The sequence below is a fragment of the Paenibacillus sp. N3.4 genome (assembly GCF_008017805.1).
In the GTDB taxonomy this organism is placed as follows: domain Bacteria; phylum Bacillota; class Bacilli; order Paenibacillales; family NBRC-103111; genus Paenibacillus_E.
Map to the genome: position 1 here is coordinate 1 of NZ_VRTT01000055.1, position 13730 is coordinate 13730.

The window sequence follows — 13730 nt, forward strand, 5'->3', positions numbered from 1 at the left end:
GCATATCAGACTGTTAACCACCGTCAACGTCTTTGCCTTCGTGCCAAGATTTCAAGGTAACAACCATTGTCTCCATTAATGGTTAAAAATGGATTTTTTCCTGACAAAAATAAAAAAACATTTAATTATTAGAAGAGGTATTGACCGCCTCGTTCATATCAGTTTAATAAAGTGTAGTGCTATAATGACTTTTGTCAGTCTTTAAAATACATTTTAAGAGTTCCTTTTTGCCATTCAGAAAAAGTTACTTCTGCAGAAAATGAAACCAAGGATTTTGGTCTTCCCATAATGGTCTGTAAAGCACTTAAAGCTATTTCTGGCTGTAAATTTAATAAATAACCAGCACTCCAAAGTTTGACGGAGTCATTTTCGTGTTGTAGAAATTGAACAAGATATTGAAGATTGTTCTGGTTTTTCAGTTCAGTTACAACATCATAGATTTGATTTGCTGCTTTATTTGCCTTTTTGAAATTTCCACTTTCAGTCCCGTCTCCATGATTAACGCAAGCTTTAATAAAGCGAGTGTCCAAATCTATTTTTTTGAACAAGTCGACAACTCCTATCATATGCTGAGCGATCTTCCAATTGTAGTCTACACAGTCCTTTTTTTATTCTTCAAGTTGTAGCTTTTTCCCTTTCTTTATTAGAACTAACCTGCCCGTTACTTGATTGAACAAAAAAAGAGCTCCCACGAGGAGAGCTCCTTCACTATCGTTCACCGTTAGTTTAATGTCTATCTATTTTCTTGGTATCAGTCTTTTTTAAAGATAAAGCTAAGTATTCCTGTGAAAAACCCAGTAAATAAAAGTCCATAATTAATTGACAAGTAGATTCCGTTATCGCTAATGTGCTGGTCAATTAACAAAAATCCACCAGTGAGTACAAATAAGAAAGATACCATTAGCACCTCACTAAGCGACCTTCGCTTCAAAAGAGTATTAATCATCAATGATAAAACTACAGCAATTACAACACATATGAATAAAATGTATATTAAGGTCATTAGCCACCATCCTTTGCAACCGAAATCCTTTAATAATAAGACGCTTTGTAGCTTGTATTTGTTGCGATGCAAATTTGTGTTGTGCGTAATCCTACCCAATCGCTTAACGAGACTGCCGTTCGTGCTGGCAGCCTTGTCCTGGGGTGTTTATTTAGTTATCGTTTAAAAAGGGATTTCCTTTTCTCTATCAACATAAAAATTTTCCCAGAATTCTTTCGGGTCTCTTAACAAATTGTCTAACATTACTAACAAATCTTCATAGTTTGAAATGACTTCCTTCTGCATCTTGTCACCATATTTCCTTATTTTTCCTTCTCCTAGTATACCATACCTGGTATTTCTTATTGTCAAAACCACGTTAAACTGCTGAGAAGGCTGCCGTTCAAATGCTGTCGGCAGCCTTCTCATGATGTATATTGAGCTATAGTTCGCCGTTAGTTAAATCATACCAGCTCTGAAATAAACATAGGTGTAGCTCCATCCTCTGTATTAAAGCCAAGTTTATTATAGAAATCCACCGCATGAGGATAAGAAATTAATACTTTTGTTTTACACCCTTTATATCTATCAAGCATTATGTTCATTATTTCTTTACCTATACCTTTATTCTGATAACTCGGATTAATAAGAATATAATGAAAATATACCGTTAAAACACCATCTGACAAAGCATTTATTAAACCGACAAGCTTTCCTTCTTCCCATGCTGTAACAATTGAATGAGACCCCCTGATTGCTTGTAAAAGCTCGTTTGGAAACTTTCCAGACTCCCATTCTACCGAAAGAAATAACTCTTGGAGTGCATCCTTACTGAGATCCTCTTTGCTTGTAGAGTAATAAATATTCACCCCTATACCTTCCTTTCAATTTTGGCTTTCTCAAAGTTAATAATCACTTTATCTATCTCAATATACCAATAAAAATATGTTTAGAAAATGGATTAACTGAAGTAGAATTTGTATTTATTTACATTAGAGATTCATGAGAATACTTTTATTTAATCATACTAATCCCTAGAGCTTATAGCATTAAACTGCCCTTTAGTTCAACGAAAAAGCAGCCGATCATTCTGGCCGACTGCCGCGGAGTTCGTATTGAACGTTCTCCGTTAGTGTAATACGCTAAATTAAATTTCCGATTTTGTGACAATATTAATGTCCCAATAAATGGAATTTCAGCTATTGCAAACAATACAAAAAAAGCTGGAGGACAATAAATGATCAATAAACATTTTACTTTACTAAGTCTTTTCGTTTCTTTGCTAATTCCTACTGAAGGCTACGCAGTAGCATCCCCACGAGAAAAACTCCTGGAAGAAGCATTAATAATGCAACTCCATTCACAAATTCAATCAAGCTTGAAAGAGCATTTTCAAGAAAATCTTATTCAGTATGACTGTGAGCATATTAGTGAAATAAGAATGATCTATCTTCCATCAGGGACTGAGTATTTAGAAGGGGGGAAAGCGTTTGAGATAACCGTCGAACTTCGAAAGAAAGATACTGCAGGCGATAAGCTAGTCCATCTCAAATTAAGTAACGAGAAAACAGCCATAACATATGCTCTTGTTAGTATTAAAAATGACGCAGTACCTAAGGGGTTCCAATGCTCAAAAATATCTCCTTAATGCTTTTTTGCCAAATGACGGTTGATGCAGCTTCCTCATCAGCTATCGTATCCTCGTTAGCTTAATCACTACGCTTGTTAGGCGTAAGTGTGTGAAAAGAAAATCACTTCACTGAAACTGCCCAATTTTTAAAAATATCAATTATTTCATCTAGATTGAACACTCCTCCACTTCCCATAAAAGTGTGGTCTTCAACTCTACATATTAACCAGTCAGTTTCTGTACGTTCTATTCGTATGCGATTAAAAATTTCGTTTTCGAGACTCGTCTCAAGTAAATCAATTCTAATGGTCCAACCAGGATTATCCAATGTACCAATTTTTATTTGCTGCATATGCTCCCAGTCACCATCACATTGATCAAAGAACCACTGCTGTAACCACAGTAAATTATTTGCCATTTTATCTCTCCCTTACTATTGCTAATGTGGAACCATAGAGCATTCGTCACAGCGGATCTGCTGCTTTTTAGAACTAACGTTCTTCGTTAGCACAATAAATTATTTTATTTACAGGTATTGATACTACTCGCTAAGACCACAGGTCCCAGCTTTCCAGTTTTTGAGTCGGAAAGACACACTTCTAACTTACTATTTGCTAAATCTGCTGTTATATCGTCAAATCTGCCTGCCCAAGTCGGACCACCTTCTTCCGGTGTTGGATGTAGTTTGAATCTCCAACTAATCTCATTTTGAATAAATGCAAAGCCCTCAAAACCATCATATTCTCCAAAAGAGGAGGGTGCAGGAAGATGGGTAGCATGAATGCTTATACTGGTGCGTGGAAAGCTTGGTGTTAATTTCACTTTATAGACCAGAGCGACTCCTTTTGTATTTGCATAGCCTGTAATTACGGGTTCTAGGACTGAGCTACAAGGCATTGATACATTAGCTTTTCCAATCTCAGGACTAAGCAGGACACTTCCCAAAACTAATAAAACCACAATATTTTGCTTCACTTTGACCCCTCCACAATTTGTTGTGGTTATTATTCCATCTTCACTGTATAGTATTAAATTCCTCATTAACACAAAGAAAAAGCAGGTCGCCGCGACGCCTGCTCAGGGGGTGTCTTTATGAAGCTATCGTTCGCCGTTAGCTCAATTAGATTTAACAATGTTATTTCTCATCACTTACCCGAATTTTTCGTATCCTTGTCTTTAAATCTTTTAAGATACTTCATCATATGTTTCTTGAAACTAAAGTAGTTAGACATAATCAGTACAATGCAAATCAATACAGACATAATGAGTGATTCAATAATTCCTTTTTTGAAAAAGAAATAATAACAACAAAATACAAAAGCAAAAAATAACATTTCGCTAACAATTGTTTTAAAATTAAAGTACCTCTTCAGGAAGTTATAATGTTTAATCTCTCTTGGAAACATAGTTTTCTTGCCTCACATAAAAAAATTCTCAAATCCGACCTAACCAAATCTCAGCAAATGTTTAATAATCGTTCATTGATTCCATCGGTCACAGTAATCCATCTAATGTCCACTATTTTCTATAATTGATTGTTATTATCCTGCCCTTTAGTTCAACGAAAAAGCAGCCGTTCATTGCCAGCTGCCGTCAAGTAGTCAATCATTTCCCTCCGACCGACCGGTGCAGCGACCCGACCAGGTCTACAAAGTGACGCCCGCGCTCTTCAAAGTTACGATATTGGTCAAAAGCAGTGCATGCAGGACTCAGCAGCACAGTGTCGCCCGGTACGGACAGCTTGTGCGCCTGCGCCACTGCTTCGGCCAGGCCTTCGCAGCGGACAATAGGCGGGCAACTCGGCACTCTGCGCGCCTCTGCCTCGATTTGACTGGCCGCTTCTCCGATCAACAGCAGCACCTTGACATGTTCAGGCAGCAGTCTAGCCATCTCGTCAAACGGTACTTTCTTATCTCGCCCACCGGCGATCAGCAGCACTCGGCCCACATGCGCATGCAGCGTAGCGACGGTACGGGCGGGGCTGGAGCCGATTGAATTGTTGTAATAATGCACGCCGCCCACAGTAGCTACCCACTGGTTTCGGTGCTCCACGCCGACGAAGTTGCGCACCGTCTCTAGGATTGCTTCATCAGACACGGTCCCCCGCACGGCGGTCATGGCAGCCATAACGTTCTCCACGTTATACCAACCCGGCAAACGAATATCACTGATGGGTAATAGACCGTCAATTATGCCATCGTGGACAGTGTGCACGCCGAAATACTTGGTCCGTCCCCGCCCGCGCAGTTCAGCGGTCGCCGGATTGTCGCCGTTAAGGACGGCAAAGTCGTTAGCACTTTGAAAATCTAGCAGGCGGCGCTTAGCGGCGGCATATTCATCTATGTCACGGTGCCAGTCGAGGTGATTGGGCGAGAGGTTGGTAATCACCGCCACATGGGGAGAGCGCGTCATGTCCATCAGCTGGAAGCTTGACAACTCAACCGCGCATGCATCCAGCGGCGACATCTCGCCCACGCGCGTCAGAAGTGGCGTGCCAATGTTGCCGCCCAGATGAACCGTATGCCCCCCGTCAGCCAACATGTCTGCAATCAAGGACGTGGTGGTGGTCTTACCGTCCGAACCGGTCACGCCGAAAATAGGACAAGGACACAGCGCAAAGAACTCCTCCATCTCACTGGTCACTCGGCTGCCGTCAGCACGGGCCGAGTCCAACGACGGATGGTCTGGGCGCATACCCGGAGTGCGGAACACTACGTCCCCCCCAATGCGATCCAGATAATTCTCCCCCAGGCACAACCCGACGCCTAGATTGTCCCACTCCTCCCGCGGCAAGGCCGGATTGCGGTCGCACACGGTGACGTGCGCCTCGGCAGAGCACATCATGCGGATCAGTGGTGAATTGCTGACGCCAGCGCCGATGACGGTCACGTCCCGACCGGCCAGCGATTGGATGTAGGTGTCAAAAGCAGGATTCATAAGCACCTCCGCTTAGAAAATGTTATTCAATAAAATATACCACATATTGGAACTATCCTGCCCGTTACTTCAACAGGCTGACGATAATTCCGTCAGCCTGCCGTCATGATGCTATCGTTCCCAAAAATCTTCCCAGTGTATTGTCTCGTTGATAATTTCTTTTTTCAATGCATTAATAAATAGTTTTCTATTAGTTCGGATAGATGGACCACCATGAATTTCAAGATTTTACTCACTGTAAAGGCAGTATGTATACTCACAAATATCCAGTATATACACTATAGTTTAATTGTTTAAAAAATTATATTCACAGGCATTTTCAGAATCGCTTATAGGATATCCTTACCTTCCTGGATATTTTCTATTCTATTAGCACAGAACTTATTACATAACCTTAATTCATTTAATCAGTAATTTTTTTAAGCTCAAAAATAGTTGCCTCAGATAACAAGATAAGCCTATCGTTATTAACAACAAAAAAACTTAAACCTACAGGTATTCTAAGTTTTGTAGAAGGGTCACTTATATCTATTGCTTTTACTACATCATTTATATTTAAGTCTGGGATATCTATTTTATATGATCTATAAAAAGAGTCAGAGTTATAGCATGTCGCTGTAATCTCATATAATGGATTTTTTAGTTCATATTGATATTTCTTATAGTTTTTTAGTCCTTTTGATGAAAAAAAGTCTTTTTTGATTATAATTTCATCTCCAATAAATTTTTGCCCTGTTGGATATTCAGAAGCATCATTATATGAGTTTGCAAATCCTAAAAGCTTCTCAACTTTCCAAGTTCCATAGAAATATTTTTCAGTTTCACTATCCAAATTTATACGTTCTACAGTACAATATTCGGATGTGTTTTTTGGAATAATAGACTCATCCGTTTCAGGTTTAGGCTCACTAGAAGTATTTGGATTTGATGTCATTTCAACATTTCCACAAGCCGATGCTAGCATCAACATTATCATAATACAAACCAATAATATTTTTTTCATATTTCACACTCCCACTATAAAGTTATGTTTTCGCCTTTTTACTCGCTTGCTAACTGGAAGATTTGCTCAATTGCGTTATCCTGCCCAATAGCTTAATGACAAAAAGAGCAGCTGCCGCGGCGATCTGCTCCCTGGTTATTCAACTCCCTCGGTCTTCGTTAGTCTTCTAGGTTTTTCTAATTTCATTTTAGGATTGAATAAACATTTGTATCATATGGCACACCATACTGATACATATAATCTTTTAAAACCCCTTCTTTTTGAAAGCCCATTTTTGTTAATAATTGATTAGATGCTTCATTCTCAGTAAAAACGATAGCACCTATACGAGTTAAATCAAGGACTTCAAAACCGTAGGATACAATTTTTGACACTACCTCCGATGCATATCCTTTTCGCCAATGCTCTGGAATGATTTCATAACCTATTTCTGCCCGTTTATGTTTAGGTGCCCAAGCATTAAATCCAATTGTTCCAATTATTCCGTTGGTACCTTTTCTCTCAATTCCCCACCTAATACCTCTTTTTTCCATATAGTTATTTGCGAACAAATCAACAATTTTTATTGCTTGTTCTAAGCTTTCTAAATTTTCTTGACCATAATAACGTGTTACATCATTGTTCGAAAGACAAACAAAAATACCTTCTGCATCCTCTTCTGTTATTTCACTTAGTATAAGTCTTTCTGTTTCTAATACAGGAAACATTCTACCACTCCCTTGTGCTCAAAAAATCCACATTGTAACTTTAAGTTAGATAATGTAATCCTATCATAAAGGTGCAGATGGGCAAACCTGGAAGTATCACCTACGACATTACGATGTAAACATCACAAGGAAGGGAATTGCTTTTCGTTAAGGAAATTATTGAAAACACCATTAAATAGATGAGGATTTCCGTTTGTAGAAAATAAAGTTGTAGAATCATCCTGTATTTAAAGGGTTTATGTATTTATTATCTTCTACGTTTGAAAAGTATGTTTAGACTGAATGCCTTGAACGACAAAATGACAGTCCAAAACGTGAGAATAAAGTTCTAGTCATGCTATACTTCATTCAACTATAGTTCGCCGTTAGTTCAATTATGAAAGACAGATGGAGTTTTTTAACTATCATATCATTTTAATACTACATGCTCTAACCTCACTTCAACAGGCAACTTAAAAATAATGTAATTAGCAGTCCACATTTGTGATTCAATAATGAGCTTATCTCCTGTTCCCTTTGATTCAAATACATATCCAGAGCCGATTTGCTCTAAAAAGTAAATCCACCTAATGTATTGAACTGTTTTTTGAGTTCATTCCCAAAAGTTTCTTGACTTCCTTGATAAATATACCAATTGAAATTGTCATTATTAGTAAGATACCTGATATCATTATGTCTATTTGATATCTTCTCGTACGCTTCCTTCTTCGTTATGCCCTCGACTGGTAAATCAGGTAAGTAGAACCTTGAATTTATTATGGTGTTCCCGAGAAAGAACAATAGAACAGCAAACATCAATATCGCAAATACAATGAAATATTTCTTAGACAATTGGGGTATCTCCCTTCTTGGTAGGTATTACAATATAGACGTATCGTGTATAAAAACGTTGCATTCCCTTAATACAAATTAATGGAAGTTTCTCCATTAATCTGCCCGTTAGGTGAGTAAAAGGCTGCCGACTTTGCCGGCAGCCTCGTCCTGGTGGTTATTAGGCTATAGTGTCCCGAATTTCCTAATTCAAGCGTGAGCGGTTGAAACCTGGGAAATAAAGTATGCGTCAGGACACCGGCCGAATTGGACAAACTGTGAAAACCCGTCCCAAAGGACGGCTTTTCACATCACTTATTACCGTCTGCAAAATCGTGGATGAAGCTTACTCCGTACACTTACTTTGCTTCGTTCATAAATAATCTAACGTTTTCAGCGATTTCTTTGAATTTGGTATGGTGTAAATAATGTGATCCATCCAGGGTGATTACTTTTCCATGTACCGAGTCTTTGATCTGCCCTTCATGCAAAGGTATCCATCCTGTTACCCCTTCATTATTCGCTTGTACAAAGAGAAGAAGTGGAAGGTCTTTAGGGAATGTTAAATCGTGAGCCCCTTTAAAATTAGAAGAAATATGGCCCATCTCATTCAAGGTCGTGTCATTATTCATGTTTTTATACGAAATCATTTTCATTTGCTCTACGGTTTTATCGTCAAATGCTAATGAAGCATAGGGGTCAGCACCTAGTTTCATCATCATTCTTAAGAGACCCGATTTTTTGAGAAATTCTAACTTTTTGATTGGTAATTTGACATCCATACCTGGTTGTGTTGGAACACTGCTGTCGATTCCGACAAATGCAGTCACCTCGTTTGGATATTTGCTCACATAATCAATTCCGTAAATGCCTGCAATGGAGTGGCCCATGAGCATGTATCGGTTAATATTAAGCTGCTGCAGCGCTTCATGAACTTCACCTACGATATTTTCCGTGGTTCGTTCTTTTTCAGTTCCATCACTTAATCCATAACCGAAAGGCTCAACCGCTACAACTTTGTAGATTGGAGATAATTGATCGATAAGCAGCTTAAAATCAAGCGCTGGCGTAGCCGTTCCAAAACCAGGCAGGAGCACGATCGTTTCCTCGCCTTCGCCTTGAATTAACACATTCATATTTTTCCCGTCTACAGATACGTGCTGACCGTAGGGCTCTATTTTTCCTTGCTCCGATTTCGTGGCGAACACATTCACGATAAATACAATAGCTAGAAACAGCACGATGGCTATGGCTATAGCTCCTAAGGTTTTGAGTAAAATGCGCAGCGGCTTACGCATTCTATTTTTCATTACCTCTTCTTTTGGTTTCATGTTCATCTTCTCCTGTCCCTCATCTCTTTATTGGGCTGCCCTTGAATAAGGAGCCGTTAAGAGAAGCTTATACGACGAAGATGTACTCCCTATGACGACAATATGAACGGAATATGAACTGGCAAAAAAAAAATAGGCTTCACACGCAAGGAAGCTTGCGCATGAAGCCGTAGCAATCAATTTAATCTGTTGGCGTAGTGATTGGCAAGGTGACAATGAAGGTCGTTCCTTGACCAGGTTCACTTTCCACTCGGATGTCACCTTGATGCAGCGATACGATTTGTTTAACAATGGCAAGGCCCATACCACTCCCCTCATATTTGCGACTGTGGGAACGATCGGCCTTGAAAAAACGCTCGAATATACGTTTCTGATCTTCGAGGGGAATACCGATGCCCGAGTCGGATATTCGGACGGTCACGTTTTTGATATCTTGGAGGATACTGACGTTAATCACGCCGCCATCCTTGGAAAATTTGATGCTATTGGCGAGGATGTTCGTCCATACCTGATTTAACTGGTCATGATCAGCCGTTACTTTAACGGTCTGTAAATCAAGCTCAAAATGAATGTTGCGGGCAGACCATTGCGGCTGGAGCGCCACGATGACCCGTCGGATCTGTTCATCAAGGCTGAGTGTGGCTAGACGGAGTTGCTGTGACTGCGATTCAAGCAAACTCAGCTTGAGCAGGCTATCACTCATTTTGGACATCCGCTTCGCTTCCGCAATGATAATATCCAGATAACGGCTTCGTTCGTGATCTGCGAGGTTTACTTGCTTAAGTGCTTGAGCATAACCGGATATCGAGGTGAGCGGTGATTGTACTTCGTGCGACACGTTCGATACGAAGTCCCTGCGCATCTGCTCAAGTTGCTGCAGATCGTGCATCATTTCTTCGAAGCTGCGAGCCAACGTACCCAACTCACTCGTTTGCTTGATATTCAGCTTGACGTTGAAATCTCCAGCTGCAATACGCTTGGTCGCTTTTGTCAGCTTTTTGATTGGTCTGACCAGGAATACAGAGGCAACGAGAATCAATAAGCTTCCTGCAATCAACGAACAGATTGCAAAGATCAATCCCCACTTGGCGACAAAAGAGGCAGAAGGAGGGGCGAGCGTTTCCAAAAACATCGCTTTCGTTCCCATTTCCGTTTTCAACGGCAACCCTAAGAGGACTGTAGCAATACCGTTCGGCGTTTCTTGAACAACGCCTCCATCAATGACTTTCTTTAGCTGCTCCATCGTCACCATAACAGGTTTGTGTCCGTTAAGTTTACCGTAAGATTGGAACTGACCCGTTGCCTCGTAAATGCGAATATAATAGGAATCGAGCTGCTTCATTTCACTTACGAACGCGTCCGCTTCGCGTAACGGAAGCGTCTTGTAAATCCGGACGACGTCTTGACCAAAGTTACGTAAGTTAATTTGCGCGTTCACGTTCAATTTTTCTTCGAATATCCAAGTAGACACATAAAAAGCAATGACCGTGCCCGCGATGACGGAGACTAGAAATGTCAGGACAACTCGAATATATAAGGATTTAATCATTCGTAAACCTCAAGCCGGTACCCAAGCCCACGCACCGTTTCAATCCGAAAATCGGCTGTAGTTGCGAACCGTTCACGCAGGCGTTTAATATGTACATCCACGGTTCGATCATCCCCGGCGTAGTCAATACCCCAAATTTGATCGATCAACTGCTCGCGCGTATAGACTTGTCCGGGTGTACCAGCCAGCTTATACAGTAACTCGAACTCCTTGAGCGGCAGCGTGATCGACTCCGTCCCTCTCATCACCTTATACGTCTGTCGATCAAGCGTGACGTTGCCGAACTGGATCGTCTGCGTGGAGCCAATCTTGTATCGTTTCAGCAATGCCCGAACACGAACCGTAAGCTCCAACGGGTCGAATGGCTTCGTCAAATAATCATCCGTCCCAAGATCGAACCCTTTCACTTTCTCCCATGTCTCGCCTCTCGCAGTCAGCATAAGTAACGGAAGATCAGGATTCGCTCTCCGGAGTTCCTTACATAACGTCCAACCATCCATGATCGGCATCATAATATCGAGCACGACAAGATCGACATGCGTTGAGGCGTAGACGGCCAGCGCTTCTTTGCCGTCCGCGGCTTCGGCTGTTGCGAATCCGTCATTGCGTAGAAATAAACAGACGAGTTCGCGAATGTTCGCATCGTCGTCAGCAACTAGTATCGTAGGCATCTGTTCCCTCTTTTCGCTGTATTCCATCCCATATTGAAGTAATCATTATACTATAAATGGATTTGATTTACCCCTATTCTTCCTATCATCACCTTCACATTGGCACTTACCTTTTTGTAAGTACCTGTACTAAAAGTGCATACTTATTGCACTCAAGCAATATCACTAAACTGCCCGTTAGTTTAGCGAAGACGAATTTTCTACAACTAGTACTGGCGGCAAAGAAATGCTTCAAATATGAACTAGTTTGAATGAAAATAGCCTAAAATCGACTGATTTTAGGCAAAAAATGACTCAAACTTTGGTAAAGAAATAGTTCAAGTCACAGTATTAATTAATAATTGTTGATGATGAAACTAAAATAAGAAACGGTTTGTGCAACTTCTTCCCCTGGAAGGAGATCGGTTTCGAGGTTGTAGCGGAAGCCAAACATGGGAAACAAGCATTGGAATATATAGTAAAGCAACCTATCGATGTGGTTCTGTGTGATATCAAGATGCCCGTCATGTCAGGTATTGAGCTGGCGCAAGAGCTGTATCATCGAAAAAACAAGGCGAAAATGGTTTTTTAACCGGCCACAAGGAATTCGAATACGCTCAAAAAGCACTGGACTACGGAGTTAAAAGCTATATCGTAAAACCCACCAAATATGAGGAATTAGTAGAAGTTTTCACCCGAATAAAGGAGGAATTAGATCGAGAGTTGCTCCAGAATACCCATAAATCACTTCCATCGGAACCCGTAGTCGTAGACAATACGGAACCGTTAGGGTATCACGAAAAAAAAGTGGCGGCTATCAAATCCTATTGATGGAACATTATAAAGACGTGACATCGGTGAAAATGGATAACGCTGCGAAACTTTTAAACAATATTATGTACGTGAAAAAGAAATAAGAAAAGTCTCGACGCAAAGAAAGCCAGTCATGCCCAATTTAGGCTGAACTGGCTTTTTTCATATCCTATCTCTTACAGAAGATTAATCGGGTTGCTACTGCAATCTTCATAATCTAAACCACAGAAAACATTCTTCCTACTCCTCAACCTCAAAAATCGAATCAACTATGATGGGAAGATTGTCTCTTACTGAAACAGCCCCAAATACTGAACGTGCATGAATGCCTCTTTCCCCGAAAACTTCTAGCATTAGGTCAGAACATCCATTTAACACTTTATGATGTTCTTCAAAACTAGGGTCTGCATTGACGAATCCCTGAATCTTAACCACTCGTTTTACGTTCTCCAGTGAACCTAAAGCTGATTTCAACACAGCCAGAACTTCAATCCCAGCCTGCCGAGCAAATTGATAACCCTCTTCGGTTGTATAATCTTTACCTAGCTTTCCTTTTGGATTTCCAGATGGTCCTTTCCCTGAAACAAACAATAGCCCGTTCACTTTAACAAAGTTTGCGTATTTAGCCATTGGTTCACTTGCATTCGGCAGAACAATTCCTAACGCTTCTAATCTGTTGGTTACTGTTTCTTCAGACATGACGACTCCCCCTGTAAATAGCAAAAGTTATAAATTGGAAAAATCATACTATCCCAATTCGGAATTAGTCAAGTATCCTGCCTTTAACAAGGCTTGAAGATAGTATAGAAATTCTTGATTTTCTAATACACATTTTTCCGAATCAATCCCTTTAAATACAACAAGCTCATTAACTAATTTGTCGCTTCCTCCTTGAATCGTAAAGCCACTTATATATTGATTTTCGCTTTCAAGAATGACGTTTATCCTGCTTCCCTGATTAACTTCCCGCCACATTTCTAATTTTTTAATATCCATATCATCATTATTAAAAGCTTGTTTTTTAAGATGTTCCATCATGATAAAACGGGATATCTTTTCGGTGGCACTATATAAACTATTGAGGACTTCTTCATTTTGAATTGTATAACACTTACTTATTTTTTCGTAATGGACATGTATGTCACCTTTTAAATCCTCAAATTCCTTTTTATCAAGTTCAGTAGCTAAATACTTTTTCTTTAGAATGTTATCCGCTTCCTGCAGCGAAAACTTATTGGGTATTTCCAACTCTTTATATTTCTCCATTAACTCTTGCATGAAAGAATACAATATTGTCTCCATTCATATTTCCCCTCGT

At 40.2% G+C, this 13730-nt stretch carries 15 protein-coding genes; 2 read left to right on the top strand and 13 right to left on the bottom strand.

Annotated features, from left to right (window positions below):
- Positions 1–194 precede the first annotated feature (194 nt).
- The 3 genes from FU659_RS23750 to FU659_RS23760 all read right to left on the bottom strand — a co-directional run bounded on the left by FU659_RS23750 (position 195) and on the right by FU659_RS23760 (position 1851).
- Entirely contained in the window at positions 195–548 is a 354-nt protein-coding gene (locus FU659_RS23750) for a DUF2019 domain-containing protein (RefSeq protein ID WP_187274351.1), read from the bottom strand.
- A 617-nt stretch (positions 549–1165) separates the two neighbouring features.
- Positions 1166–1411 carry a hypothetical protein gene (locus FU659_RS38960; protein ID WP_187274352.1) on the bottom strand — a complete coding sequence of 82 codons (246 nt, stop codon included), beginning with the start codon at positions 1409–1411 and terminating at the stop codon, positions 1166–1168.
- 35 nt (positions 1412–1446) lie between these two features.
- Positions 1447–1851 carry a GNAT family N-acetyltransferase gene (locus FU659_RS23760; protein ID WP_147949827.1) on the bottom strand — a complete coding sequence of 135 codons (405 nt, stop codon included), beginning with the start codon at positions 1849–1851 and terminating at the stop codon, positions 1447–1449.
- Between the two features lie 368 nt (positions 1852–2219).
- Between FU659_RS23760 and FU659_RS23765 the strand changes: the two genes are divergently transcribed.
- Entirely contained in the window at positions 2220–2630 is a 411-nt protein-coding gene (locus tag FU659_RS23765) for a hypothetical protein (RefSeq protein WP_147949828.1), read from the top strand.
- 103 nt (positions 2631–2733) lie between these two features.
- On the opposite strand, the gene FU659_RS23770 is transcribed toward FU659_RS23765, so the two are convergent.
- The 8 genes from FU659_RS23770 to FU659_RS23805 form a co-directional block, all read right to left on the bottom strand.
- A complete protein-coding gene (locus tag FU659_RS23770; protein ID WP_147949829.1) occupies positions 2734–3030 on the bottom strand; it encodes an immunity 53 family protein in 297 nt (98 codons plus the stop codon).
- Positions 3031–3134: 104 nt separating this feature from the next.
- On the bottom strand, positions 3135–3587 hold the full coding sequence (locus tag FU659_RS23775) for a YoqH family protein (RefSeq protein ID WP_147949830.1): 453 nt from the start codon (positions 3585–3587) through the stop codon (positions 3135–3137).
- A gap of 630 nt (positions 3588–4217) precedes the next feature.
- Positions 4218–5549: a UDP-N-acetylmuramoyl-L-alanine--D-glutamate ligase gene (gene murD / locus FU659_RS23780; RefSeq protein WP_147949831.1), complete on the bottom strand. Its 1332-nt coding sequence runs from the start codon at positions 5547–5549 to the stop codon at positions 4218–4220.
- A gap of 403 nt (positions 5550–5952) precedes the next feature.
- Positions 5953–6552: a hypothetical protein gene (locus FU659_RS23785; protein ID WP_147949832.1), complete on the bottom strand. Its 600-nt coding sequence runs from the start codon at positions 6550–6552 to the stop codon at positions 5953–5955.
- A gap of 182 nt (positions 6553–6734) precedes the next feature.
- On the bottom strand, positions 6735–7259 hold the full coding sequence (locus FU659_RS23790; RefSeq protein WP_147949833.1) for a GNAT family N-acetyltransferase: 525 nt from the start codon (positions 7257–7259) through the stop codon (positions 6735–6737).
- A 1169-nt stretch (positions 7260–8428) separates the two neighbouring features.
- Positions 8429–9400, bottom strand: a complete 972-nt coding sequence (locus FU659_RS23795) for an alpha/beta fold hydrolase (RefSeq protein ID WP_397356391.1) — start codon at positions 9398–9400, stop codon at positions 8429–8431.
- 181 nt (positions 9401–9581) lie between these two features.
- Positions 9582–10949: a sensor histidine kinase gene (locus tag FU659_RS23800; protein WP_147949835.1), complete on the bottom strand. Its 1368-nt coding sequence runs from the start codon at positions 10947–10949 to the stop codon at positions 9582–9584.
- Positions 10946–11620 (bottom strand): response regulator transcription factor, encoded by a 675-nt coding sequence (locus tag FU659_RS23805; protein WP_147949836.1) that lies wholly within the window; start codon positions 11618–11620, stop codon positions 10946–10948. Before FU659_RS23805 ends, FU659_RS23800 begins: the two co-directional genes overlap by 4 nt.
- Before the next feature lie 340 nt (positions 11621–11960).
- On the opposite strand from FU659_RS23805, the gene FU659_RS38965 reads away from it, so the two are divergent.
- On the top strand, positions 11961–12191 hold the full coding sequence (locus FU659_RS38965) for a response regulator (RefSeq protein WP_397356404.1): 231 nt from the start codon (positions 11961–11963) through the stop codon (positions 12189–12191).
- A gap of 461 nt (positions 12192–12652) precedes the next feature.
- Here the strand turns inward: FU659_RS38965 and FU659_RS23815 are convergent, their stop codons facing one another.
- Both FU659_RS23815 and FU659_RS23820 read right to left on the bottom strand, forming a co-directional pair.
- Complete coding sequence (locus FU659_RS23815; RefSeq protein ID WP_147949837.1) at positions 12653–13111, bottom strand: RidA family protein; 459 nt, start codon at positions 13109–13111, stop codon at positions 12653–12655.
- A gap of 48 nt (positions 13112–13159) precedes the next feature.
- A complete protein-coding gene (locus FU659_RS23820) occupies positions 13160–13714 on the bottom strand; it encodes a hypothetical protein (protein ID WP_147949838.1) in 555 nt (184 codons plus the stop codon).
- Positions 13715–13730: the final 16 nt, after the last annotated feature.

Bases quoted from the DNA above. Each gene is read 5' to 3' on its own strand.
- FU659_RS23770 (WP_147949829.1), bottom strand. From the start codon at position 3,030: ATGGCAAATAATTTACTGTGGTTACAGCAGTGGTTCTTTGATCAATGT.
- FU659_RS23815 (WP_147949837.1), bottom strand. From the start codon at position 13,111: ATGTCTGAAGAAACAGTAACCAACAGATTAGAAGCGTTAGGAATTGTT.
- FU659_RS23785 (WP_147949832.1), bottom strand. From the start codon at position 6,552: ATGAAAAAAATATTATTGGTTTGTATTATGATAATGTTGATGCTAGCA.
- FU659_RS23820 (WP_147949838.1), bottom strand. From the start codon at position 13,714: ATGGAGACAATATTGTATTCTTTCATGCAAGAGTTAATGGAGAAATAT.
- murD (WP_147949831.1), bottom strand. From the start codon at position 5,549: ATGAATCCTGCTTTTGACACCTACATCCAATCGCTGGCCGGTCGGGAC.
- FU659_RS23765 (WP_147949828.1), top strand. From the start codon at position 2,220: ATGATCAATAAACATTTTACTTTACTAAGTCTTTTCGTTTCTTTGCTA.
- FU659_RS23805 (WP_147949836.1), bottom strand. From the start codon at position 11,620: ATGCCTACGATACTAGTTGCTGACGACGATGCGAACATTCGCGAACTC.
- FU659_RS23800 (WP_147949835.1), bottom strand. From the start codon at position 10,949: ATGATTAAATCCTTATATATTCGAGTTGTCCTGACATTTCTAGTCTCC.
- FU659_RS38960 (WP_187274352.1), bottom strand. From the start codon at position 1,411: ATGAGAAGGCTGCCGACAGCATTTGAACGGCAGCCTTCTCAGCAGTTT.
- FU659_RS23790 (WP_147949833.1), bottom strand. From the start codon at position 7,259: ATGTTTCCTGTATTAGAAACAGAAAGACTTATACTAAGTGAAATAACA.
- FU659_RS23795 (WP_397356391.1), bottom strand. From the start codon at position 9,400: ATGAAACCAAAAGAAGAGGTAATGAAAAATAGAATGCGTAAGCCGCTG.